The 24,394-nt window shown below is 66.3% G+C and carries 16 protein-coding genes and 1 tRNA gene; 6 read left to right on the plus strand and 11 right to left on the minus strand.

Annotated elements, in window-relative coordinates; genetic code table 11:
* Positions 1 to 166: 166 nt before the first annotated feature.
* The 4 genes from FG486_RS03295 to FG486_RS03310 form a co-directional block, all read right to left on the minus strand.
* Positions 167 to 3,388 carry a WD40/YVTN/BNR-like repeat-containing protein gene (locus FG486_RS03295; protein WP_181266432.1) on the minus strand — a complete coding sequence of 1,074 codons (3,222 nt, stop codon included), beginning with the start codon at positions 3,386 to 3,388 and terminating at the stop codon, positions 167 to 169.
* 4 nt (positions 3,389 to 3,392) lie between these two features.
* Positions 3,393 to 4,091, minus strand: a complete 699-nt coding sequence (locus FG486_RS03300) for a LolA-like protein (protein ID WP_181266433.1) — start codon at positions 4,089 to 4,091, stop codon at positions 3,393 to 3,395.
* A gap of 166 nt (positions 4,092 to 4,257) precedes the next feature.
* On the minus strand, positions 4,258 to 5,628 hold the full coding sequence (locus tag FG486_RS03305) for a sensor histidine kinase (RefSeq protein ID WP_181266434.1): 1,371 nt from the start codon (positions 5,626 to 5,628) through the stop codon (positions 4,258 to 4,260).
* Positions 5,625 to 6,326: a response regulator gene (locus FG486_RS03310; RefSeq protein WP_241695568.1), complete on the minus strand. Its 702-nt coding sequence runs from the start codon at positions 6,324 to 6,326 to the stop codon at positions 5,625 to 5,627. The genes FG486_RS03305 and FG486_RS03310 overlap by 4 nt, the downstream gene beginning before the upstream one ends.
* Before the next feature lie 142 nt (positions 6,327 to 6,468).
* On the opposite strand from FG486_RS03310, the gene FG486_RS03315 reads away from it, so the two are divergent.
* Positions 6,469 to 9,084 (plus strand): TonB-dependent receptor domain-containing protein, encoded by a 2,616-nt coding sequence (locus FG486_RS03315; protein ID WP_181266436.1) that lies wholly within the window; start codon positions 6,469 to 6,471, stop codon positions 9,082 to 9,084.
* Between the two features lie 60 nt (positions 9,085 to 9,144).
* Positions 9,145 to 11,013, plus strand: coding sequence for an asparagine synthase (glutamine-hydrolyzing) (asnB, locus tag FG486_RS03320; protein ID WP_181266437.1), 1,869 nt, complete (start codon positions 9,145 to 9,147; stop codon positions 11,011 to 11,013).
* Here the strand turns inward: asnB and FG486_RS18105 are convergent.
* The 7 genes from FG486_RS18105 to mutY all read right to left on the minus strand — a co-directional run bounded on the left by FG486_RS18105 (position 11,001) and on the right by mutY (position 18,587).
* Positions 11,001 to 11,774, minus strand: a complete 774-nt coding sequence (locus FG486_RS18105; protein WP_206678363.1) for a formyltransferase family protein — start codon at positions 11,772 to 11,774, stop codon at positions 11,001 to 11,003. The genes asnB and FG486_RS18105 overlap by 13 nt on opposite strands.
* Positions 11,771 to 12,982: a prenyltransferase/squalene oxidase repeat-containing protein gene (locus FG486_RS03330; protein ID WP_181266438.1), complete on the minus strand. Its 1,212-nt coding sequence runs from the start codon at positions 12,980 to 12,982 to the stop codon at positions 11,771 to 11,773. Before FG486_RS03330 ends, FG486_RS18105 begins: the two co-directional genes overlap by 4 nt.
* 35 nt (positions 12,983 to 13,017) lie before the next feature.
* Positions 13,018 to 14,292, minus strand: coding sequence for a glycosyltransferase (locus FG486_RS03335; protein ID WP_181266439.1), 1,275 nt, complete (start codon positions 14,290 to 14,292; stop codon positions 13,018 to 13,020).
* A 750-nt stretch (positions 14,293 to 15,042) separates the two neighbouring features.
* Positions 15,043 to 15,116, minus strand: a tRNA-Gly gene (locus FG486_RS03340).
* A 117-nt stretch (positions 15,117 to 15,233) separates the two neighbouring features.
* Entirely contained in the window at positions 15,234 to 16,118 is an 885-nt protein-coding gene (gene nudC / locus FG486_RS03345) for an NAD(+) diphosphatase (protein ID WP_181266440.1), read from the minus strand.
* A 21-nt stretch (positions 16,119 to 16,139) separates the two neighbouring features.
* Complete coding sequence (locus FG486_RS03350) at positions 16,140 to 17,438, minus strand: serine hydrolase domain-containing protein (RefSeq protein ID WP_181266441.1); 1,299 nt, start codon at positions 17,436 to 17,438, stop codon at positions 16,140 to 16,142.
* Between the two features lie 45 nt (positions 17,439 to 17,483).
* The gene (gene mutY / locus FG486_RS03355) at positions 17,484 to 18,587 is read right to left on the minus strand and encodes an A/G-specific adenine glycosylase (RefSeq protein ID WP_181266442.1); all 1,104 of its coding nucleotides are present in this window, start codon (positions 18,585 to 18,587) and stop codon (positions 17,484 to 17,486) included.
* A 14-nt stretch (positions 18,588 to 18,601) separates the two neighbouring features.
* Between mutY and FG486_RS03360 the strand changes: the two genes are divergently transcribed.
* From FG486_RS03360 to smc, 4 genes are all read left to right on the plus strand, one after another.
* Positions 18,602 to 19,267 carry a DUF721 domain-containing protein gene (locus FG486_RS03360; protein WP_171007866.1) on the plus strand — a complete coding sequence of 222 codons (666 nt, stop codon included), beginning with the start codon at positions 18,602 to 18,604 and terminating at the stop codon, positions 19,265 to 19,267.
* On the plus strand, positions 19,264 to 19,986 hold the full coding sequence (locus FG486_RS03365) for a thioredoxin domain-containing protein (protein WP_181266443.1): 723 nt from the start codon (positions 19,264 to 19,266) through the stop codon (positions 19,984 to 19,986). The genes FG486_RS03360 and FG486_RS03365 overlap by 4 nt, the downstream gene beginning before the upstream one ends.
* A gap of 73 nt (positions 19,987 to 20,059) precedes the next feature.
* Positions 20,060 to 20,806, plus strand: a complete 747-nt coding sequence (locus FG486_RS03370) for a thioredoxin domain-containing protein (protein ID WP_066276405.1) — start codon at positions 20,060 to 20,062, stop codon at positions 20,804 to 20,806.
* A gap of 114 nt (positions 20,807 to 20,920) precedes the next feature.
* Positions 20,921 to 24,364, plus strand: a complete 3,444-nt coding sequence (smc, locus tag FG486_RS03375; protein ID WP_181266856.1) for a chromosome segregation protein SMC — start codon at positions 20,921 to 20,923, stop codon at positions 24,362 to 24,364.
* Positions 24,365 to 24,394: the final 30 nt, after the last annotated feature.

Below are 24,394 nucleotides of genomic sequence, written 5' to 3' on the forward strand. Positions count from 1 at the left end.
TTGGTTGCCACAGCCACGCACGCAGCGGGTCAATTGGCGCCTTTCGGTGCGCGCAATGGCACCGCCCGGCGCTCGGCCGCGCCGGTCCGTTTCCACGCGGCAAGCAGGATTATCCTAAGCCTGCCGACCGCTGCGCCAGAAGCGCGACGGTCGGAACAGGCTGGGCTCAGTTACGCTTGCGGCTGGTGCGCAAGGCGCTCATCGAGCCCGTATAGCGGGTGCCGAGCATGAAGCTGCCCACCGCCGCCGCCGGACCACCGCGTGCATCATCGGCGCGCGGCAGGACAGCGGCCAGGTCGATCGCGGGCACGCCGTCTGCCTGCAGTGCCAGGTTCAGCGCCGCAGCATCGCCTGCCTTGAGCGCGGCAAAGCCGGATTCGACCTCGGCCAGCTCCTTTTCCAGCGCATCGACCCGCGCCAGCGCATAGCTGGTCGGCCGCGCCTCGGTCGCGGTGATCGCGCCATAAGCCATGTCCATATTCTCGCGCAGGCGTTCCTCGCCGGTGATCGCGCCGCCTTCGGTGGTGGCGACGACCTGCTTGCGCAGCGCATCGGCCTTGCCGACCAGCGCCAGCGCCTTGGCCTTGTTGGCAGCCGAGGTCGATTCATTGTTGGCCACCGCCTGGGCCTGCGATTTCACGGCGTTCAGGCCTGCGGTCAGCGCGCTCATCCGCACGAACAGGCCCTTCACGCGTTCAGCCGCATCATATTGCGCCTGGCGATCGGCCGTCGTGAACTTGGCACGCTTGTCCAGACCGACCACCAGCGGCATTTCAGTGACCTTGCCGGCCTTGGTCAGCCGCACCGTATAGGTGCCCGGCATCACCCGCTGCCCCTGGGTCGAGGCGAAGGCCAGCGATGCTGCGGGCGGCACTTGCGGCGGCTTGGTCCGCATCGACCAGACCACGCGGTTCAGCCCTTTGCGCTTCGATGTCGGCAGCTCGTCGATCACCTTTCCATTGGGATCGATGATTTCCAGCTTCATCCGCCCCAGCACGTGCCGGGCCTTCTGATAATAGGTGATGACCGCCCCATCGACCGGGTTCTGCCCGACATAGGTCGCATCCCCTTCGGGCCAGCCGCCACTGCCGCGGATCCGCTGCTGCACGGGTTCCGAGCGGATCAGCGTCACATCGCTGGCCACGACTTCGGGGCTCAGAGCCCGGACCGGGCTGATGTCGTCGATGATCCAGATGCCGCGGCCGTGCGTGGCCAGCACCAGGTCATCGCCCTGCGACGCCACGGCGATGTCGCGCACCGCCACTGCGGGGAAGTTGCCGGGCCGGAATTCCTCCCAGTTCGCTCCCTTGTCGCGCGAGATGAACAGGCCGAATTCAGTGCCGACGAACAGGATGTCGGGGCTCAGCCGGTCTTCCTTGACGACATGCGCATAGCCGCGCACGCCCGGGGTGGCCGGACCGACCAGCCGGGTCCAGCTCTTGCCGTAATCGGCGGTCTTCAGGATATAGGGCGCCATGTCGCCGAAGCTGTGCCGGTCGACCGCGACATAGGCCACCGCCGGATCATGCCGGCTCGCCTCGACCCAGGCGATGCTGACATCGGGGCCGAGCTTCATCGCCTTGCCAACATTGGTCCAGTTCTGGCCGCCGTCGCGCGTCAGCTGGACATTGCCGTCATCGGTGCCGACCCAGATCTGCCCGGCCGTGATTGGGCTTTCCGAGATCGAATAGATGGTCGTGTGCATTTCCGCCGACGAGTTGTCGACGGTGATGCCGCCCGACTTTTCCTGCTGCTGGCGCGCGGGATTGTTGGTGGTCAGGTCAGGCGAGATCCGGTCCCAGGTCGTGCCGTGATCGCGCGTGCGGAACAGGAACTGGCTGCCGATATAGATCGTCCCCTTTTCGTGCGGCGAGAGCGCGATCGGGGTGTTCCAGTTGAACCGCAGCTTTTCCTTGTAGCCGCCCTTGGGCTGGATATCGCGCGATTCGAGCGTCTTGCGGTTGATCCGCGCGATATTGCCGCCCTGATATTCGGCATAGACATAATCCGGGTCCGCCGGATCGGGGAACACCCAGAAGCCATCGCCGCCATACAGATTCTCCCAGCGGCTGTTGGTGATGCCGCCGGGATATTCGCTGTCGCCCACCCAGCTCGAATTGTCCTGCAATCCGCCATAGACTTGATAGGGGTCCTTGTCGTCGATGCTGACATGATAGAACTGGCTGATCGGCAGGTTGAAGCTCTTCACCCATTTGCTGCCGCCATCGTGGCTGATCCACAGACCGCCATCGTCGCCGCCGACGATATGCTTGGTATTGGCCGGGTTGATCCAGATGTCGTGCCAGTCGCCATGGCTACCGCCCGATGCATTGGCGAAGCTCTTGCCGCCGTCATCGGACACGATCATGTTGAGGTTCATCTTGAACAGCCGGTTGGCGTCCTTGGGATCGGGCACGATCTTGCTGAAATAGAACGGCCGCCAGACCATGTTGCGGCTGCGATCGCGCTCCTCGAAACTCTTGCCGCCGTCTTCGGACACGTACAGCGCGGAACGCTCGCTTTCGATAAAGGCGTAGACCCGGTTGGGGTCCGCCGGCGAGAACACCGCCTCGATCCGCCCCCAAGGCCCCTTGGGCAGACCCTTTGTGGTGCTGGCGTCCATCGCTGCCCAGGTCCGACCGCCATCGTTCGATATCTTCATGGCGCTGCCCGAGGCCGCATCCGGCCCCTCTCCGCCCGAGCGGAAGGTCCAGCCCTTGCGGCGGAAATCCCACAGGCCGGCCATCACCCGATCGGGATTGGCCGGATCGAGCGCGACCGAAGAACAACCGGTGGAAAGGTTGCTGCCCTTCAGGATCTGCGTCCAGGTGACGCCGCCATCGGTGGTCTTGTAAAGGCCGCGGTCCGGGCTGTCCGACCAGAGCGCGCCGGGCGCGCAGACATAGACGATGTCGCTATTGGTCGGATGGACGACGATCTTGGTGATCCGCTCGGTCTTGGGCAGGCCCATCCGGGTCCAGTTGTCGCCACCATCGGTCGACTTGTAGACGCCGTCGCCGATCGACACCGAATTGCGCGTCCAGCTCTCGCCGGTGCCGACCCAAATGGTGCTGGGGTTCGAGGGGTCGATCGCCACCGCACCGATCGACTGGACCGGTTGCTTGTCGAAGACCGGGCGGAACGTGGTGCCGCCGTCCTCGGACTTCCAGACGCCGCCGGATGCAGCGCCGATATACATGGTAACCTTGCCATCCTTGCCTTGCACGGCATCGATCGCGGCAATGCGGCCCGACATTTCGGCAGATCCGATATTGCGGATGCCAAGGCCCGAAATCCCCGAAGCGGCGGGAGGTGTGGCGGCGTCCTGGGCGAAGGCAGGAGCAGCAAGTGCCAGCATGGTGCCGGCAAGAAGGAGGGTGCGGCGCATCGGATCAGTTCCCCTTCGGCGCGGCGGCCGGGCTGGCGGGCAGAGCGAAAAGGCTGGCAGGCGCAGGCACGTTGGCCGTGCGCGAGGCAATGATCGTGCGCTGGCGGTTGTTGCCCTGCCCCGCCGCCCAGCTTTCGACCGACATCGGGAAATAGACCCCGGCCACCTTTTCATAGTCGCCGAATTCATATTCGAAGACCTGTTGCGCGCCACGGATCCTGCGCGTTTCGATCATCTTCACTTCGAGCATGGTGTCGGGATCGAGCAGATAGACGAACTCGTCGCCATCCTTTTCGGTCACCTTGAGCTTGTAGGCGTTGGTGCCGTCGAAATCCTCGCGGCCCAGATAGGTGACGGTCGATCCCAGCGAGGCCGCCCTTTGCAGGGGCCCGCGGATCGATCCAGTATCGGCAAGCGATCGGGCCTCGTCATCGCTCATCCGCTCGGCGTCCTTGCGCCCTTCGAACGGGTTGATCCGCCAGCCGGTCCTGCCGTCCCAGCCCTGCACCAGGGTCAGCCCCTGCAGGGCCATATCGACGCGGACGTCCCCGCCTCTGGTACGGACCTCCTCATAGGTCAGCTGGAAGTCGCCGGGAAAGATGACGGTGCCGTCGAACTTCACTGACTCGATGGCATCGAGAGCGGCGGCACCGCCCCGTGCCGCGAGATTCTTCGCCACCAGCTCTTCGGCCGTCTGCGCCATCGCTGGTGCCCCCGCCAGGAATAGCATGCCCAGCATTGCTGCTGCGGATCGAAGCTTCGTCATCCCGCGACTCCCCCAAAAAACTTGCTCGAGGTTAGCTCGGCTGTTTGCAAAGGCAATTCCCAATATGGGGCACATCGTCGGCTTTCGATGGGCCCCAACCCTTTCAGGCACGCGGTAGGCTCAGGGTCGCGATCGCACCGCCGCCCGGCGCATCGGACAGGCTGAAATCGCCGCGATTCTGCGCCACGAAGTCGCGCACGATGCTGAGGCCGAGGCCTGCCCCGCCTGTTCCCCGGTTGCGCGATGCATCGCCGCGCTCGAACGGGCGCATGAGCCGCTCCCGATCGCTTGCCGGGATGCCCGGACCATGGTCGCGGACCGATATCCGCACCTGGCGCTCGTCCTGTTCCAATGCGATGGCGCCGCCGCCTGCATAATCGATGGCATTGCGGATCAGGTTCTCGATCGCGCGTCGGAAGGCGGGTTCAGGCACCCGGACTGTGGGATTGTCGCCCGCCAGCAGCCGTACCGGCGCGGCAGGTTGCGACATTTCCTCCACGATGCCTGCGAGCAGCGCGCGGACATCCACGATCTCTGCGGGCGCAGCGGCATCGCGGGCAAAGGCGAGGACTTCGTCGATCATGGCCTGCATGCGCTCGACATCCGCCACCATGCGCGCGCGCTGCGGCTCTGGCGCGGACTCGATGCGAAGGCGCAGACCGGTAAGCGGCGTGCGCAGGTCATGCGCTATCGCGGTCAGCATCCTGGCGCGCTCCGCAGCTTCCATGGCAAGGCGGCTCTGCATCGCGGCGATGGCCGTCGCCGCTTCGCGCAATTCGCGAGGCCCTTCTCTGGGGATCTGCGCCGCATCATCCTCGAGCGCGCCCGCCAGCGCACGAAACGGACGGGTCAGCCGCCGCGCAAAGATCCAGGCCAGCGGCGCAAGCAGCAACAGGCTGACCGCAAGCGCGATCAGAATGCTGCGCTGCCAACCGCCCAGAAAAGGCTGAACCGGCTCGATCACCAGCCAGCGCCCGTCGGCCTGGCGCACGCTGGCGGTATAGGCCGGCAGCGGCATCGCGAGCAGGGCAGCGCTCAATGCGCCATCGATCGCAGCAGGCTCCACGATCTCGATCGTTCCCATCCGGCTCTGACGCAGCAGGAACGGGGACGGCAGACGAGTTGTCGTGTTCGGTGCCTGGGAGGGTCGAGGCACCATCTGGAACCGGATCGATACCGGCTCTGCGCTTTCGAGACGCGTCACGCGCACATCGCGGGCGGGCTTGCCCAAGCGCGACGCGATCAGCACCTCGACCATGGAGATGCGGGTGCCTGCCGGTGGATCGCGATCCACCCTGCGTTCGAAGCCGTCGACCGGCTGGCGTAGGGCCGAGATCGCATCGATCGCCGTCATGCGGATCGAAGGTGGTGGCGGAGCCGCGAGCACGATCGCGGCCGTGGTGGCGACGCTGAGCGCGGCTACCGCGACCCCGAAGCCCCCGATGGCCACCAGCGCGCTGGGTGCCCGCTTCATGCCGGGCGTACCGCCGGGACGAAACGGTACCCGACGCCGCGCACGGTTTCGATCAGCGCGGTCTGATCGGCCTCGGCCAGCTTGCGCCGCAAGCGGCTGACCGCAATATCGATCGCGCGGTCATAAGGCGCCGAATCGATCCCCCGGGTCAGATCGAGCAGCGTATCGCGGCTGAGGATGCGCCCCGGGCGACGCACAAAGGCCGCGAGCAGCGCGTGCTCGCCTTCGGTCAGCACCAGGGCCCGACCTGCCGGGTCGCGCAGACGCCGCTCCTCTATATCGAGCCACCAGCCGGCAAAGGTCAGCCCCTGGGCCGTTTGGGCCTGGTCCGACCGATCGGCAGACGGCCGGCGCAACAATGCCCGCACCCGCGCCAGCAGTTCGCGCGGCTCGAAGGGCTTGGTCATGTAATCCCACGCGCCGACTTCCAGCCCGACGATCCGATCGGTCACCGCGTCCAGCGCGCTCAGCATCAGGATCGGGATGTCCCCGCCGCCCAGGCGGCGGCACAGCGAAAGCCCGTCCTCGCCCGGCATCATCACATCCAGGATTATGAGATCGGCCGCTGCCTCGCCCAGCGCCCGGTCGCAGCCAGCGGCATTGGCAGCGGCACGCACCGCATAGCCATGCGCACCGAGAAAATCGGCAATCGCGTCGCGAATGCTTGCGTCGTCGTCGACGACCAGGATGCTGCTCATGGAATCGGTCATTGGCTCCATGTCCGCGCTCCTAGCACGGCTTTGTAGCATTCGCGTATCAGGTCCGGTTACGCGCGGGCCATCATCGCGCTAACCGGAAGTGCTTTTCCTCGCTCCTGCTTTGGCAAGCCGGAGAACCAACATGAAAGCACCTGCAACACCCCTTCTCGGCCTATGGGTCTGCACCCTGGCAGGCGCGCTCGCTGCGCAACCGATCCGCGCGAGCGACGCACTGAGCGCACCGCCCAGCGATGGGGCTCCATCCAAACCTGTCATCATGGGTGGCGACGGCAAGTCGCTTCCACCCGAGTTGCTGCGCCAGATCGAGGAGCAATTGAAAGCGGAGGCAGAAAAGAGGCCGGACGGCGCAGAGCCATCGACGCCTCAGATCAGGATTCTGGGCGCCGATGGCAAACCGGTCCCTCCCGAGGTTGCCCGTCGCTTGCAGGAACAGTTGAAGGACCTAGTCCCGCCGGCGGCCGACAAGGACAGCGGGCCGGATCAGACTTCTCCGAAAGAACCGGTCGACAAGCAGCCGATTGTCGTCTCCTCGCAGCGCCCTCGCGGAGCCATTGACAGCGATATCCCGCCCGAGCGGACCTTCAACCAGCTGGATATCCGGGCGCTCGGCGCGGAGAACATCGCTGCCGTGCTCGACACGATCGGATCGCAGACGGCGAGCAACCGGGGGCGCGGCGACAGCGCGCCGGTGACCTTGCTGAACGGGCGCAGGGTTGCCGACTTTGCGGAAATCGCGCGTATCCCAGCCGAAGCCATCGAGCGCATGGAAATCTTTCCGGAGGAAGTGGCACTGCAATATGGCTTTCGGGCCGATCAGAAGGTCGTCAACATCGTTACCTTCCCGAACTTCCGGTCGCGCGTCGGCCAGGCCAGCGCGCTGGTCCCGGGCGAAGGCGGACCGGATAGCTGGATCGCGAATGCCGATTACCTGAAGCTTGCAGGCGACACGCGGATCGCTCTGGGCGCAAGCTACAGCCGCGCTGACCAGCTGCTCGAAAGCCAGCGCGATATCCGCCAGTTTGCCGCCGCGCCGGACCTGGGGACAGCGCGCACCCTGCTGCCCGAGACCGAGAGCTTCGGCGTGAACGGCGTCGTCAGCGGGCATGTGCTGTCCGATGTGGCGGCGACTCTCAATGGCCGGATCGATGTCAGCCGCAACGACAGTCTGCTCGGAACGGACGGTGCGCGGCTGCTGCAGCGCGAAAGCGACCGCTCGCTCGTGCATGTCGGCACCACGTTCAGCGGCAGGAGCGGCCGCTGGCAATGGTCGGCGCTCGGCAATTTCGACCGCAGCAAGACCGAGATCCAGACCGACCGGGCCGGCATCGGCAATCGCCGCGATGCCGCACGATCCACCGACACGCTGACCAATGTCGATCTGCTTGCCTCCGGCCCGCTTGCAACGCTGCCGGCCGGGCCGTTCACCGCCAGTCTGCGTCTGGGGGCCGAGTTCAGGGACTTTTCGAGCCGGGCAGAATTTGCCGGAAACGACGTCCGATCCGACCTTGCGCGCGATCGCGGCGCTGCGCAGATCAATCTTGGCCTGCCCTTGCTGGGCGATGCCGGTGGCAAGGCCTCGCCGCTCGGCCATCTCGCCCTGAACGGCAATGCCGCGTTCGAGCGCCTGTCCGACGCCGGATCGCTATGGACCTATGGCTTCGGTCTGAACTGGTCACCCGCCAAGGGGATCGACCTGGTGGCATCGGTGACACGCGAAGAGGGCGCACCCAGCCTCGAACAGCTGGGCGGCCCGGTTCTGGTGACGCCGAATGTGCGCACCTTCGATTTCGCCCGGCGCGAGGTTGTCGATCTCACCCGGATATCCGGCGGAAATGCGGCCCTGCGCAACGATGACCGGCAGCTTGTCCGGTTCGGCCTCAATCTGCGTCCGCTCGCCAGCACCGACCTGACCTTCAGCATCGATTATGTCCGCACCCGGATCGACGATCCGATCGCCGCCTTTCCCATCGTCACCCCGCAGGTCGAGGCCGCGTTTCCCGAACGCTTTGCACGCAGCGCGACCGGACAATTGCTGCGGATCGACTCACGGCCCATCAACTTTGCCGCCGCGCACCAGCAGCAGCTGCGCTGGGGAGTGAACTTCACCCGTCCGCTCGGCGAGGTGCCCGAATTCATGCGTAATGCGCAAGTCCGCGTCGTCACCAGCGAGGCCGAGGCGCGGCGCCTGTTCCCCAATGCGGAAATGGTGCGCGCGCAGCCGGGAAGCGCCACTTTTCAGGGCGCGTCCAATCTCACCAGCCGCTTCTTCGTGAGCCTCTACCACAACTGGTATCTCGAGGACGAAATCGTGCTGCGCCCGGGCGTGCCGGTCCTCAACCTGCTCGAGGATGGCGCGGTCGATTTTCTGGGGGGCCGCCGCCGTCATGAGATCGATCTTCAGGCCGGTGTCTTCAAGCGCGGGCTCGGCGCACGGCTTAGCGCAAGCTGGCGAAGCGGCACCCGCATTGCCGAGACAGGCACGGTCGCAGGCGATCTGCGCTTCAACGATCTGGCGGTGGTCAATCTCGCCCTGTTCGCCAACCTTGCCGAGCGCTTCGGAGGCGAAACCGCACCGCGCTGGCTCAAGGGCATGCGCGCATCGATCGGGATAACCAACCTGTTCAACACCCGTCCGCAAGTGCGCGATGCTGCCGGCACAGTGCCCCTCAGCTACCAGTCGGCCTATCTCGATCCGCTGGGCCGCGTGTTCAGCTTCAGCCTGCGGAAACTGCTCTAGCCCGCGCGCCCAGACAAATGGATAGCGCTTTGCTAACCATTGTTCGCTATTCGCGAAGCCATGTGCGGCATCGTTGGACTGATTTGCGCTGACCCTCCTGACAGGCTCGCCCGCCGGGTTGGGGCCATGAACGCCGCCATCCTGCATCGCGGTCCCGACGATGCGGGGGTTCATCTCGCTCCCGGGCTGGCCCTGGCGATGCGGCGACTGGCGATCATCGATCTGAGCACCGGCCACCAGCCGATGCAGACCCCCGATGGCGTCACCATCGTGTTCAACGGCGAGATCTACAATTTCCAGGCATTGCGCGCCGAGCTCGAAGCGAAAGGCTATGCCTTCCACACGCGCTCGGACACCGAGGTGATCCTGAATCTCTATCATGCCGAAGGGACGGCGGCTTTTGCGCGCCTCAACGGCATGTTCGCGGTGGCCATCCACGATGCGCGCAGCGACGAGCTCATCCTCGCGCGCGATCAGATCGGCATCAAGCCGCTCTATATCGCGGAGCATCAGGACGAGTTCCTGTTCGCCAGCGAGATCAAGGCGATTCTGGCCGCCCTGCCCGGCCGCCCCGCGATCGATCCGCAGGCGCTGTGGGATTATCTCTCGCTGCGCTTCATGGCGCCCGACCGCACCATCTGGGCCGGCATCGGCAAGCTGGGGCCCGGCCAGCTGCTTCGGCGCAAGCTTGCCGATGGCCGTCAGACCATAGAGACCTATTGGCGTGCCGATCTCACCCCCGGAGCTTTTGACCCGGGGCGCGATTATGCCCGCGAGTTTGCCGACCAGTTCCTCGCTGCGGTCGACAGCCATATCGTGGCCGCCGACGTGCCGGTGGGCGCGTTTCTTTCGGGCGGGCTCGATTCCGGGGCGATCGTGGCTGCGGCCAGCGAGCTTGGCCATCGCGATCTGCACAGCTTCTCGATCAGCGGCGATGGCGCTGGCGCCGATGACGAACTGCCGCTGGCCCGCGCCGTGGCCGAGCGCTTCGGCACCCGGCACCACGAGATCCGCATGGCGCAGGCCGATTATTTCGACGCGCTGGACGATGTGGTACGCGCCTTTGACGAGCCTTATGGCGATGCGACCGGCGCCGCGCTGTATCTGCTGTCGCGCAAGGCCAGCGACCATGTAAAGGTCGCAATGTCGGGCGAAGGGTCGGACGAACTGCTGCTGGGCTATACCCGGCAAGCCGATCTTGCGACCCTGGCCAAGGTCGAGCGCCGCTATGGTCATGTGCCCCGTCCGCTGCTGGGGCTGGCCGCGCGGCTGGTTTCGTCCGATCGGGCATCGATCTTCCGCGCCATGGCCGAAGGCGGGCCCGGGGCCTATCGCCGGGGCATGGCCGCGCATATCGGCTGGACGATCAGCGATGCGGAAAAGGCCGCGTTCTGGCGTGGGCCGAACATGGTGCCCAGCTTCGATCTGGTGCAGGGCTGGTACAGCCTGCCCGATTGCGTGAACCCGCTGGCGCAGAGCCAGCAGGCCGATTTCGGCACCTGGCTGGTCGAGGACCTGCTGATGAAGGCCGACAAGATGGCGATGGCAGCCTCGCTGGAAACGCGCGTGCCCTTTCTCCACCTGCCGCTGGTCGAATGGTGCCAGTCGACCCCGATCGAGGCCCGGATCGGTTCGCCCGGGCAGTTTCGCACCAAGGCGGTGCTGCGCGATTTTGTCGCCACCCGCCTGCCCGATGCGGTGCTGAACGCGCCCAAGCGGGGCTTCCCGCTGCCGATCTTCCCCTGGTTTGCCGAGCGGCTGCGCGATGCGCGCGGCTATGTTCCGGTCAGCCGCGAGTTCCACAACTGGATATCGCTGGAGGGCCTGCAGCCGATCGTCGCCCGCGCCTGCCGGAACGACCGGCGCGCGCTGGAACAGCTCTGGGGCATCGCGATGTTCGACCGCTGGTGCGCGGTCTATGCCGATTGAGCCAGCCGCTGCTCGAGCAGTCGGGCGATCTGCGGGTGCATGGTGAAATACTGGCGGCCGTCCTCGCGCCGCTGCGGTTCGGCTGAAGGCGCCTGATCGCTCGCCACCATCTGCGCGACCAGGTCGGCGAGTGCGGCTGTCTGCGCCTCGTCCACCGCCTTGCGCAGGGCAGCAATATTGCTGATGCCCTGGCGCGCCACCGGGACGATGCGGATGATCCGCCCCGTATCTATACCCGGATCGATCCAGTGCAGCGTGGCCCCCAGCGGCCCCTTCTCCCAGGCCGCCCATTCGGCGACATTCATTCCGCGATAGCGCGGCAGCACCCCCATATGCGCATTGAGCACGCCCAGGCGCGGGATGCCGAGCAGCGGCGCGCGCAAGATGCCAGCGCCGGCATGGATCATCAGGTCGATCGCTTCGGAACGCAACCGGTCGAGCGAGGCGGCGGAAATGAGATCGGGCAGGTCGAGAAGTGCGATCGCGTGCTGCTCCGCCCAGCCCGCCGCATCGAGCATAAGGCCCGATGCGCTCGACTGTGGCGGCTCCGCCCGGGAGCTGGCGCCCAGCCTGGAGAGCAGCTTGTCAGTGAGCGCCCGGGCCCCGCGCTCGAGGATCAGCGCGCGGAGCCGCGCTGTGGCTGGCGCAATCTGGGGCTGCTCGCAGACGATCAGGCCTGGCCGGATTCCGCGCGCCGCCAGCGCCGAGGCGACCACCGCGCCCTTGCGCGAGTGCCGGTGGGTGAGCAGCGCAATCCTCACGGGTTCGAAGCGGCCTCCTGCAAAAGGCCGCGCTTCTCCAGCAGCCCGTCGATGAAATATTTCGCGGCCCAATTGGGCAGGGCCTTGGGAATATAGCTGCCCCAGACCGGGTCAGATCCGCCGATTCCGCCCGCAAGGCCAGGGTTCGCATTGTCGCGAAGCTGCGCATGCTTGACCAGATCGAGCGCCTTGAACCCGGCATTGGCGAAGCGCCAGTCACCGTCATGCCGCGTCAGCGCAAACCAGATCAATGCCATCTGGGCGTTGCCGGTCAGGCATTGCGGATGTTCGACCTCGCGCCAGCGCCAGTCGAGCACGCCAGGCAGCCGCCGCGACAGTTCCAGCCGGCGCATGATCCCTTCAGCGGCCTGTCGCGCCGCGGCGATACCGTCCTCGCGCTTCAGGATCAGGCTGGTCGTCAGCACGCCAGCCACCGTATAGGCGATGGTGTGGGTATAGGCGTTGCGGTCGCGATGCTGGTCCTCGGTAAAGCCCGCCAGATCGAACCAGCCTGTCGCCTTGTCCTGCCGTGCGAGCACCCAGTCCAGGTGCCGCTCCGCACTGGCGAGCGCCGCGCTGTCGCCAAAGGCATCGCCATATTCGGCGAGCCAGCAGCTCAGGTGCGCGGCATAGGTTGCAGCGACATCGAGATAGAAATGGCGGCGATAGGCACCATCCGCATCCTGCACCGACATCAGCCACGCCGCGCAGCGGGCAGCGGCGGCGGCAGTCCGGCCATCGCCGGTGCTGCGCGCCCAATGGGTCAGCCCATGCAGGATCTGCGCGCTGTTGAAGGGCGATGGCCTGGTGCGGTTCTCGAGCACCTCGCCTCCGGGAAAGGCTCCATCGGCCAGTTGCAGGCCGAGCAGAAAGTCGATGGCGCGCGCGGCACGATCGCGCCATTGCGGCTCGCCCCAATGGTCCGCCAGCTTCAGCAGCGTGGGGATGATATAGCCCGTGGTTTCGGGATAGCTGGACGACCATCCGCTCGCCAGCTTGTACCGCCCGGAAAAGCCGCCATCGCTCTGGCTGTCCTGCGCGGCGGCGAGCCAGCCGGCGGCAGCGCGCATCGCCGCATCGTCCAGTGCCCCGGTCTCGTCGATCGGACCCCTGCCGCTCACCTGATGCAGCAGATAGGCGCCATGCCCGGCTACCCAGGGCCGGCAATCCAGAGCGTGACGGGCAGCGGTCTTCACCGAAGCAAGCATGGTCTTGTCCATAAGGCGGGCGACTTAAATCCAGGCTAACGCAGGACGTCGGCCATCGCCGCATCGACCTGCTGGAACTGGGTTTCGCGAAGATAGGCGCGGGTCGGCTCCTCCGGCAGGTCCGGAAGTCGGCCGCCATGGGCGTCCTTCTGCGCCAGCCAGGCGAGAAGTTGGCGCGCGATGTCGTCCGGATCGGTCATCACCACGCCAAACGGACCTGCACGCACGATGTCCGCGGCCTCGCCGGTGAGCGAACCGATCGACAGGATCGGCCGGCGGGCACCGATATATTCGAACAGCTTTCCCGGGATGATCGCATCCTCGGCGGGATCGTTCCAGCGACACAGCAGCAGCGCATCGGCCTCGCGCTCCAGCTTCAGGATTTCGGGGCGCGGAACGGGGTCGCGCATTTCGATACAGTCCGAAACGCCGTGATGTGCAGCGCCCGACAGCACGGCCGATTCCTCATCGTGAAAGAAGATCACCCGAATTCGCGCCCGTGCAGAAGCGTCGAGCTTTGCAAGTGCGGCCAGCAACATGGTCGGTTCGCGCTGCCCGGCATAGATGATCCCGGCATGGACCAGCGTCAGCCGGTGCGGATCATGCGCAGATACATTGTCGAGCGAGGCGAAATCGTCTGCACCGAAGCCGTTATAGCTCAGCGTCACCGGTCGACCGAGCGCGCGGCCTACACGCTTGGCCGAGCCGCGGGTGAGCGCCACATGCCCCGCCGCCTTCGCCAGCGTGGTCCAGGCATAGCGACGCGCGATCGGCTCGAACAGGGGATGGCCGTCATTATAGGGGTTGTCCGCCCAGAGGTCGCGAAGCTCGGCCACCCATGGGCACCGCAAGCGCCGAGCAATCTGGCAGGCAACGACATGGCCGGAATGGGGCGGAGCAGTGGAATAGATCAGGTCCGGCTGCCATTGCCCTGCCATCGCCACCGCATGCTCGACGGCAGGCTTGATCCATTTGCGGTACCGGTCGGGGAAGTGGACCACCTGGCGATACAGCGTCTTGCAGCTCTCGATATGGGGCTTGATGCGGCTGTCTGGTTTAGCGAGCAGCACCTTGGCGCTGTCTGCAGCCTGGCGGAGCACCGGCGCGGGGGGACTGAACGGAATGTAGCGGACGGCCTCGGGCGCCAGACAGTGCTCGAGCTGTCCCGCAACCGCCGGATTCTCGAGCGCAATGACCCTGACGTCATGGCCTTGCTGCGACCACCAACGTGCCAGCATGGGGGCACGCACCGCACCCAGCGGAGAATAAGGCGGAAAGAAGCCCGCAACGAGCAGAATCCGATGCTGCATGATGTCGCGTCCGCTCAGCAATCGGCGGCCAGGATGGCAATCTGGCGTGTGCGGGCAAGGGCGGGGAACAGGCCTGGTTCGATGTGCATGTCAGCCTTTGCTTTTTCCTGGCACGTCTGGTGTCCGGCCTCGCTCGCCCCGACCTGGCAGCGTGAGCCGCAGTGAAGACACAAATCATGCGGCGCAGACAGGTGCATCTGAGGGATGGATAATGCCCCGGATTGCTCCAGCTGCGACCCGGCAAAACCGGGGCATCACCATGGATCTGCTCCAATGCGCACACCGGGAACCTGTGCCGCCATATCAAGCCGCACGAAATCCCTCCCGGCACGCAGGAACTGGACCATATTCCACGATAACTGGCAAAACGAAATTAGAAATCATTCTATGATCCGCATAGGAAAAACCTATTGGGTGACTGCAAGCCCACAGTTATTGTGCAATTGAGTATCCACGTATCTGCAGATATTCAGGGCCAACGATTTACTGCTCGGGCGCTGCCCAGCAAGCGGGTTCTAAGAAAACTAATGACAAAGGCCGCACCTGCTCCACAACGCACTGCTGCCCCAGTCGGCTCATGGCCCATGACGCGGGCTGCGGCGAAAACGGTGCATCACCTGAATATAGTTATCCACGCACTGTCCGAAATGGCCGTGCCGTGGCGGGCGCGATCCTGTATCGCCTGCTTGCCACCAGGCCGCGTGCGCAGCAATCCCTGGGGTGCGGTGGTTCAGCGACTTCGACAAGGGCTGGAGCGGGTAGCGGGAATCGAACCCGCCTAGCCAGCTTGGAAGGCTGGAGCTTTACCACTAAGCTATACCCGCGCGCCTGGCGCCGTGTGGCGTGGTCGGGCGCACATGCCACCGGATGCAGGGCGCGTCAATATCTGGCGTGATGCGCCGCGACCGGATGAGCCCCTGACCCCAGCACTAACCCCGCCCCTATTGCTGCGACAGATAGTATTTCAGCAGATCATGCGCGATCGCGAAGGGCGGTGGTGCGATGAAGGGGGCGCTTTCGTCGCCTGCCATCGCGGCGCGGACCTCAGCGGCGCTGAACCAGCCCGCTTCCTCGATCTCGGTTGTGTCGAGCGTCAGTTCGTCGCTCAGCGCTTCGCTGGTGCAGGCGATCATCAGAGATGACGGGAACGGCCAGGGCTGGCTGGCGACATAACGCACGTTCCTCACGCGGACGCCCGCCTCTTCCCAGAGCTCGCGCGCGACCGCTTCCTCGATGCCCTCGCCCGGCTCGACGAAACCGGCCAGCGCGGAAAAGCGGCGCGGCGGAAAGCGCGGCTGGCGGCCGAGCAGCACCTTGCCCTGATATTCGGCGAGCATGATCGTCACCGGGTCGACGCGCGGAAAATGCTCCGCGCCGCAGCCGGTGCAGGTGCGTGACCAGCCGCCCTTGCTCATCGCGCTGGCCGCGCCGCACAGCGAACAGAAGCGGTGCCGCGCATGCCAGTCCACCAGAGTGCGTGCACCGCCATAGAGCGCCAGTTCGTCGGCGGGCAGCGCAGAGAGCATCTGCCAGACGCGCGGATTATAGTGGAGGCCCGAACCACGCTCGCCGCGTTTCAGCTCGGCAAAATGCGCCTTCTCATCGATCAGGCCCAGGAAGATGAGCTCGCTGTCGGGCGCGGCATCGGCGAGGCTCCGCCAGACCAGACGGCCTTCGAAATCCACCTCTGGCTCGAGCCCATTGAGGCTGAGGACCTTCGCCTTCCAGTTCATGTATCCGGCGAGCCGGTCCGGATCGACGCGCACCTGGTCGGCGCGGTCGATGCGGTTGCCGGTCAGTGCCGGGGCGATCAGCGACAGACTCATGACGATGCCCCCGGCCCGCGCTCAGCCCATCGCCTTGAGCTGCTCGTACACCATCTTGGGGAACTCGCGCTGGAAGGGATAGGTGTCGGACGGCATGTACTGGGTATAGCCCGACGCGCGAATGCCGCGGACATGGTCGACAAAGGCCACGGTTCCGGCCGCACCGCCCCAGCCATAGGTGCCGATCGGGCTCGTATCGGTACCGATCCCCACGCGGCCACCCGCGCCGAAGCCCGATCCGTCGGCCATGGTGCCCTTGGTTTCCACGCCGGGCGGCAACAGGTTGGACATGCCCATCAGCGCGGTCGCTTCGGACATGATGCGGGTGCCGTTCAGCTGCCCCTTGCCGACCAGCATGGCGAGGAACCGGTCATAATCCGCCGCGCTGGTGACCAGCCCTGCCCCGCCGAACGGAAAGGCGGGCGGCACGGTGAAGATGCTGTCCTGCGCTGGATCGATCGGGATCAGCGCGCCGGCAAAAGGCGCGTAATTGGTGCTGAGCCGCGCGACTTCGCTCTGCGGCACGGTGAAATAGCTGCTCGTCATGCCCAGCGGATCGAACATGCTCTTCTTGAGGAACGCGCCGAATTCCATGCCCGATGCGACCTGGATGACATAGCCGAGCAGGTCGAGTCCGATCGAATAGCTCCACACCGTGCCGGGTTCCGCGATCAGCGGCAGCGAGGCGACACGGCGCGCGAATTCGTCGATAGATGGGGTCGGCGCGGGCATCGGGAAGCCGGGGATCGGCGTCTTGCTCACCGCTGCGGGATTGATGCCAAGCTTGTTATATTCCTCGAGCAAGGGCCCCTTGGTGATGATGTTATAGCCCAGGCCCGCCGTGTGCGTCATCAGGTGGCGCGGCGTGATCAGCGTCTTCGCCGGGACCGCGTCGAGGCTCTTGGCCGGATCGGTCAGCACCTTCATGTTCGCGAATTCGGGGATGAAATCGGCGATCGGCTGGTCGAGCTTGAGCTTGCCCTGTTCGATCAGCATCATCGCGGCCATGCCGGTGATCGGCTTGGTCATCGAATAGACGCGCCACAGCGAATTCGCATCGACCGGGGTCGGGATGTCGAGCGCCAGATTGCCCGCGCCGATCAGCGCCGCCGGCTGGGCGCCAAAGCCGAGCGAGACCAGCATGCCGGCCACTTTCTTGGTCGCGACATAATTTTCCACCTGCTTGCGGATCAGGCTGAAATCCCCGCTCGCCATCGCGCGGGCATAGCCGGGCATCGCCGCGAACAGGCCCAGCAGGCCCGCCGATCCCAGGATGTGGCGGCGGCTCATCTGCGGCATCTGGCTCAAAAGCTTCGACATGTGTTTCTCCCGTTGATCGGATCTGCGCCTTTGGCCAGTCCGGCTTTATCGATACTGAATGGCGAGCGCGGCGGCCTTGGCGAACAGCGTCGGAAGCCCTGCCTCCGCAATATGTTCCACCGGCCACCAGATGCCATTCAGGTTTTCAATGGCAACCTTATCGATTTGAGGGCCGCGATAAAGCGCCAATGCAAGCTCGAGCGAAAAATGCGTGAAGACATGCGCGACCGCACCATCGATGACCTGCCACTGGCCCGGAACGGGCGGCTGGGCGGTTCCGTTGCGGCCCGCGGCCCAGCCATCGTCGGGCAGCGCGCGCATCCCGCCGAGCATCCCCTTGCCGGGCCGCTGCACGAGCAGCACCTGGCCGTCCTGCTCGATCCAGAAGGCTGTGCCGGTGCTCTGCGGCTTGGCCTTTTTGGGCGGCTTGACCGGCAGCGATTCGGCGATGCCCTGCGCGTGCGCTGCACAGTGCGGCGCGAGCGGGCAGAGCAGGCAGGAGGGATTGCGCACCGTGCAGATGGTCGCGCCAAGGTCCATCATCGCCTGTGCGAAATCGCCGGGACGCTCGCGCGGGGTGATCTCGGCGGTGTGCTTGCGGATTTCGGGCCGGGCTGCGGGCAGTGATGTGGTGATCGCAAACAGCCGCGCGACCACCCGCTCGACATTGGCATCAACGACCGCTGCCGGTTCGTCAAACGCGATCGCTGCCACCGCCGCTGCGGTGTAATCGCCAATGCCGGGCAAGACACGAAGACCCGCCTCCGTGCCGGGAAAGCGCCCGCCATGATCCACGGTGACGGCCCGCGCGCAGGCGATAAGGTTGCGCGCGCGGGCATAATAGCCGAGCCCCGCCCAGGCGGCGAGCACGTCCTCCTGCGGCGCGGTGGCGAGCGCCTCGACCGTCGGCCAGCGGGTGGTGAAGCGTTCGAAATAGCCGGTGACCGCCGCGACCGTGGTCTGCTGCAGCATCACCTCCGACAGCCAGACGCGGTACGGATCGGGCTTCAGCCCTGCCCTGCGCGCGGCGGGCGAAACGCGCCACGGGAGGTCGCGCGCGTGCATGTCGTAATGACCGAGCAGCGCTTCAGCGACAGCGCCGGTGCCGGTGCCGGTTTCCACAATATCATCGCGACACTCGACGGACATGGGGGCGCTATGCCATGGTCGCACGCGAAATGGAAAGCGATAAGCCCGTTACCACCAAGCCGCGCAAGACAGCGCAGCCTGCCCCGGCACCCCGGCGCAGGCGGGGCGGCGATGCGCGCGGTATTGCCGACCTGATTCCGTCGATCGGCGAGACCAGCTTCCGCAAGTTCGGTTTCATCCAGAGCTCGCTGGTCAGCCGCTGGGCCGAGATCGCCGGGCCGCGCTATGCCGCGATGGCCAGCCCGGAATCGATCGCCTTTGCCCGCGGCAAGAAGGCCGATGGCACGCTGCACCTCGTCGTGACCAGCGCCACGGCGATCTTCATGCAGCATGCCGAGCCGGAGATCATCGCGCGGGTGAACCGCTTTTTCGGATATGCGGCGGTGGCGCGGGTTCGATATCGCCACGGCACGCTGACCGCGCCCAAACGCCCCGAGCCGCGCCCTGCCCCGCCGCCATCGCTGCGGACCATCAGCATCGCGCCAGCCGATGGCCTCAAGCCCATTGCCGACCCCGAACTGCAGTCCGTGCTCGAATCGCTGGCGCGCAGCCTGGAGGAAAAGGAAGCGCGCGAGGCCGCTTCAAAGGCTCCCCGGCCAGCCCCGGTTCAGCTAAGGAGCGACAATCTGAAACCCGTGCGCCTGTTCGCGCCGCCCCTGCCTGATGAGGTTGATCGATGATTGCGCCGTTGCGCCCGCTTCTTGCCGTTTCCGCCATCGCGCTTGCTGCCGCCGCGAGCCTGTTTGCCGTATCGCCCGGTACCGCACAAAAGGCCGCAGCCCCGGCCGACTGGTCCAACCGCGTGAGCCAGAGCCAGGTCGGCGGGCATGTTCTGGGCAACCCGGCCGCGACGCAGAAAATCGTCGAGTACATGAGCTATACCTGTCCGCACTGCGCTGCGTTCGATCAGGAATCGGATCCCGCGCTGGCCGATGGCTTCATCTCTAAAGGCAAGACCAGCCTGGAGGTGCGCAACTTCATCCGCGATCCGCTCGACATGACCGTCGCACTGCTTGCACGCTGCGGCGAACCGCGCAGCTTCTTCCGCCGCCATCACGGCCTGCTCGCCAGTCAGCGCACCTGGATGACCAAGGCCGGGAGCCTGGGCCGCGAAGGCCAGGCCGCCTGGTATCAGGGCGACATCAACGCCCGGCTGAAGCGCATTGCCAGCGATCTTGGCCTGTATGACGAGCTGCGGCGGCATTCGCCGCTGGCCACCAATGCCCAGATTGATGCGTGCCTTGCCAACAAGGCCGAACAGGCCAAGGTGCTGGCGATGACCAAGTTCGCCAGCGAGACCGTCAAGATCGAAGGAACGCCCAGCTTCACCATCAACGGCAAGCTGCAGGCCAATGTCTATGACTGGAAAAGTCTGGAACCGCTGCTGGCCAGCCGCTAGAGCAGAATCCACGCATTTTCCGACCCGCGGGGTCGAACTTCCCCCTGTTTCCGATGACAAGGACCAAATCTGTATGAAGCGTTTTGCCAGCCTGATCGCCCTGCCCCTGATGCTCTCCGTCGCCGCGTGCAGCGGTGAAGCCGACAAGGCCGCGGAAGGCGCTCCCTCCGGCGAGCCGATCGCCGCCATCCCCGCGCCTGCCGGCAAGAACTGGACCGAAACCGTCACCAAGACCGACAAGGGCTATTATGTGATGGGCAATCCCGATGCACCGATCAAGCTGGTCGAATATGCCTCGCTCACTTGCAGCCATTGCGCCGAATTCGCCGAACAGGCCTTTGCGACCATCCGCGACAAATACGTCGCCAGCGGCCGGGTCAGCTATGAATTCCGCAACTTCGTGCGCGAACCGCTCGATCTCACCGCATCGATGCTGACGCGTTGCGGGCCGAACGAGAGCTTCTTCGCGCTCAGCGAGCAGGTGCTGGCCAATCAGGCGGACATCTTCACCAAGGCGCAGGCCATGGGCCAGCAGCGCTTCGAGGCGGCGCTCGCCCTGCCCGACAATCAGCGCTTCGTCGCACTGGCCGAAGGCACCGGTCTGATCGACTTCTTCGCTCAGCGCGGCATTTCGCGCGATCAGGCGCTGCAGTGCCTGACCAATGTCGAGACCGCGCAGGCGCTGGCCGAAAATACCCAGACCGCGACCAAGGAAGACGATATCCAGGGCACGCCGACCTTCTATATCAATGGTCGCAAGGTCGAATTCACCGGCTGGCCGGCGCTGGAAACCGAAATCCAGGCGATGGGGGCGCGCTGACCCGGAGCCATTGAAGGGGGTTCGATGGACCATGGGGGATTGATGGCGGATGAGGCTGGCCAGGCTGCGGTGCCGGGCCAGACAAGTCACGCGCCCCCTGCCTTCACTGCCCCGATGCGTTTCAAGCGGCTTAAGCTCAGCGGGTTCAAGAGCTTCGTCGAGCCCGCAGAACTGCGCATCGAACCCGGCCTGACCGGCATTGTCGGCCCCAATGGCTGCGGCAAGTCCAACCTGCTCGAGGCGATCCGCTGGGTGATGGGCGAAAGCTCGGCCAAGTCGATGCGCGGCGGCGGCATGGAAGACGTGATCTTCGCCGGGACCGCCACCCGCCCCGCGCGCAATTTCGCCGAAGTCGCGCTGCTCACCGAGGTCAGCCAGCCGGTGCTCGCGGCGGTAACGGTGGAGGATGGCGAGCTCGAGGTCGTCCGCCGGATCGAGCGCGGTGCGGGCAGCGCCTATCGCGCCAATGGCCGCGACGTGCGCGCCAAGGATGTCGCGCTGCTCTTTGCCGATGCCGCCACAGGCGCGCACAGCCCGGCGCTGGTCAGCCAGGGACGGATCGCCGCGGTCATCTCCGCCCGCCCGGTCGAGCGGCGCCAGATGCTCGAGGAGGCCGCCGGGATCGCGGGCCTCCATGTCCGCCGCAAGGATGCCGAGCAGAAGCTGCGCGCGACCGAGGCCAATCTCGAGCGGCTGCAGCAGGTACTCACCGACATGGAGGCGCGCTCGGCCAATCTGGCGCGTCAGGCCAAGGCGGCGGAACGCTACCGCGCGCTCAGCCACCAGATTGCGGTGGCTGAGGCGCGCGCGCTTTTCGCGCGCTGGCGCACCGCGGCCGAGACGGCCAAGCAGGCGCGCGCCGAGGCTGCGGCGGCAGAGGCAGCCGTAGTTGCGGCCCAGACGGCGCAGAATGAGGCGCAGACCGCGCAGCGCAGCGCGATCGAGACGCTGGCCGAAACCCGCGCCGCGCTGCAATCGGCGCGCGATGCCGCCCAGGATCTGGCATTCCGGCTCTCGTCGCTGACGGCAGAGCGCGATGCCGCTGTGCAGCGCCTTTCCGATCTCGACCGGCAGCAGAAGCGGATTGCCGAAGACAGCGCGCGCGAGGACCGGCTGACTCATGATGCCACCGCCGCGCTCGAACGGCTGGAGGCCGAAAATGCCCGCGTCCAGGCAGATATCGCGGCAGAGGATGCACGCGGGCCGGTGCTTGCGCACGCGCAGGACAATGCCGAACGCGCCGTGCGCGAGGCCGAGGTGGCGCTGGCAGAGGCCCGCGCCGAGCTCGCCCGCACCGACGCCGATATCAAGGTCGCCGATGCCGCGCTAGCGACCGCATTGGCGCGCCACCGCCGTGCCGATGAGGAATTGCAGCGGACGCGGGCGCAACTTTCCGGGCTAGGCGATGCGGCCGAACTGGCACGGCTGCGCGACGAGGCGCTGACCGAATGCGCGCAGGCGGCGCAGGCCAAGGCGGCGGCAGGGGCCGCGCTGGCCAAGGCACAATCGGATCGCGATGCTGTCGTTCCAGCGCGCGATGCGGCGCAGAGCGAGCTAGCGACGCTGCGCGCTGAGCTGAACGCGATGACGCGCGAGATCGACGCCTTGACGCGCGACCTGGCCAAGAAACCCGGCGGAGGCGAGCGCGCGCTCGACCAGGTTCAGGCCGAAAGGGGATTTGAAAAGGCGCTCGCCGCCGCGCTGGGCGATGACCTGAGCGCTCCGATCGCAGAGCCTGCCGGAGAAGGGCGGTGCTGGACAGGGGCCGCTGTGCCCGCCGATCGCCCTGCCCTGCCCGATGGCTGCGTCTGGCTCGCCGACCATGTCCGGGCGCCCGAGGCTCTCGCCGCGCGGCTGTCGCTCGTCATGGTTGCACATATCGATGCCGGACAGGCGCTCGGTCCCGGCGTTCGGCTGGTAACGCGCGATGGGCGGGTGCGCCGCTGGGACGGATTTGTGTCGAGCGGCGACGGTGCGGCGGCGGCAGAACGGCTGGAGCGACGCACCCGGCTGACCGAGCTCGAGGCGGCTCGGCCTGCGCTGGCCGAAAGGCTGGACAGTGCAGAGACGGCTCTGGCGCTGGCGCAACAGCAACTCGCCGATCTGCAGGCGCGGATCGCCGAGCATAGTCGCGCGCTGGGCACAGCCGAAGCTGCCGAACGCCAGGCGCTGCGCGATCGCGACCAGACCGAGCACGCGCTGCAGCGCGATGCCGAGCGCCGCGACGATCTCGCCGAGCGTATCGAGCGCCTGGCCGCCGATGCCGAAGCCGCCGCGCAAGACCTGGAATCTGCCGAAGCAGCGCGCGCTGGCTTGCCCGATGGCGCAGCGCAGCGCGAGCAGGTGGCTCTTCTCACCGAACGCACCGGCGCAGCGCAAACAGGCCTGCGCTCCGCGATGGCAGCGCTCGCGACGCATGCCCAGACCTTGTCCGCCCTGCGCGAGCGGCGTGCCACCGTGCGCGCCGAGATCAAGGGCTGGCAGGGTCGATCGGGCGAGGCCGCACAGCGGCTGCGCGAGATGCAGGTGCGTGCGGCCGAGCTGGAGCAGGAACGCGCTGGCATGGCGGGCAAGCCCGAGAAGCTGGGCGAGACGATCACAGCGCTCCAGGCATCGCTCGCCGAGGCACGCCAGGCGCAGTCCCTGGCGGAGGCGGCGTCGCATGCGGCAGAAAAGGCGCTGGCCGAGGCCGAGCGACTGGCAGCGGCGACATCCGAAGCGCTCGCCCTTGCCCGCGAGCAGCGCGCTGGCGCATCCGCACGCGCCGAGCATCAGGACCAGCGACGCATCGAGCTCGCGCAAGGCTGCGGCGAGCGCTTCCAGTGCCCGCCCCCGCTGCTGCCCGAACGCTTCGCGTTCGATCCGGCTCAGATCGCGGCGGCCGAGACCGAAGCCGCCGAGCACGAGCGGATGCACCAGGCACGCGAGCGGCTGGGTGCGGTCAATCTCATCGCAGCGGACGAGCTCGCATCACTCGAAACCGAAATGGCGACGATCCGGGCCGAGCATGACGAACTGGTCGAGGCGATCGCAAGGTTGCGTGGTTCGATCGGCGCGCTCAATCGCGAGGGCCGCCAGCGGCTGCTCGCCGCATTCGAGACAGTGGACGGCCATTTCCGCACGCTGTTCGCGCGGCTGTTCAACGGCGGCAAGGCGCATCTCGAACTCATCGACAGCGACGATCCGCTCGAAGCCGGGCTCGAAATCATGGCGCAACCCCCGGGCAAGCGCCTTTCCTCGCTGACGTTGCTCTCCGGCGGCGAACAGGCGCTGACGGCGGTGGCGCTGATCTTCGGCCTCTTCCTCACCAACCCGGCGCCGATCTGCGTGCTCGACGAGGTCGACGCACCGCTCGACGATGCCAATATCGACCGGTTCTGCGACCTGCTCGATCACATGGCAGTCGTTACCGACACCCGATACCTGATCGTCACCCACAATGCCGTGACGATGAGCCGCATGCACCGCCTGTTCGGCGTGACCATGGTCGAGCGTGGGGTGAGCCGCCTGGTCTCGGTCGACCTGGGCGGTGCCGAGCGGCTGCTGGCGATGGAATAAGTTGACGCGGCGGGTTATTGTAGTTGCAAT

The organism is Blastomonas ursincola (genome assembly GCF_013607875.1).
In the GTDB taxonomy this organism is placed as follows: Bacteria; Pseudomonadota; Alphaproteobacteria; order Sphingomonadales; family Sphingomonadaceae; genus Blastomonas; species Blastomonas ursincola.

Bases quoted from the DNA above. Each gene is read 5' to 3' on its own strand.
- FG486_RS03335 (WP_181266439.1), bottom strand. From the start codon at position 14,292: ATGCAGCATCGGATTCTGCTCGTTGCGGGCTTCTTTCCGCCTTATTCT.
- FG486_RS03360 (WP_171007866.1), top strand. From the start codon at position 18,602: ATGGTCGCACGCGAAATGGAAAGCGATAAGCCCGTTACCACCAAGCCG.
- asnB (WP_181266437.1), top strand. From the start codon at position 9,145: ATGTGCGGCATCGTTGGACTGATTTGCGCTGACCCTCCTGACAGGCTC.
- FG486_RS03295 (WP_181266432.1), bottom strand. From the start codon at position 3,388: ATGCGCCGCACCCTCCTTCTTGCCGGCACCATGCTGGCACTTGCTGCT.
- FG486_RS03370 (WP_066276405.1), top strand. From the start codon at position 20,060: ATGAAGCGTTTTGCCAGCCTGATCGCCCTGCCCCTGATGCTCTCCGTC.
- mutY (WP_181266442.1), bottom strand. From the start codon at position 18,587: ATGTCCGTCGAGTGTCGCGATGATATTGTGGAAACCGGCACCGGCACC.
- FG486_RS03365 (WP_181266443.1), top strand. From the start codon at position 19,264: ATGATTGCGCCGTTGCGCCCGCTTCTTGCCGTTTCCGCCATCGCGCTT.
- FG486_RS03330 (WP_181266438.1), bottom strand. From the start codon at position 12,982: ATGCTTGCTTCGGTGAAGACCGCTGCCCGTCACGCTCTGGATTGCCGG.
- FG486_RS03305 (WP_181266434.1), bottom strand. From the start codon at position 5,628: ATGAAGCGGGCACCCAGCGCGCTGGTGGCCATCGGGGGCTTCGGGGTC.
- nudC (WP_181266440.1), bottom strand. From the start codon at position 16,118: ATGAGTCTGTCGCTGATCGCCCCGGCACTGACCGGCAACCGCATCGAC.
- FG486_RS03350 (WP_181266441.1), bottom strand. From the start codon at position 17,438: ATGTCGAAGCTTTTGAGCCAGATGCCGCAGATGAGCCGCCGCCACATC.
- FG486_RS03310 (WP_241695568.1), bottom strand. From the start codon at position 6,326: ATGAGCAGCATCCTGGTCGTCGACGACGACGCAAGCATTCGCGACGCG.
- FG486_RS03315 (WP_181266436.1), top strand. From the start codon at position 6,469: ATGAAAGCACCTGCAACACCCCTTCTCGGCCTATGGGTCTGCACCCTG.
- smc (WP_181266856.1), top strand. From the start codon at position 20,921: ATGCGTTTCAAGCGGCTTAAGCTCAGCGGGTTCAAGAGCTTCGTCGAG.
- FG486_RS03300 (WP_181266433.1), bottom strand. From the start codon at position 4,091: ATGGCGCAGACGGCCGAAGAGCTGGTGGCGAAGAATCTCGCGGCACGG.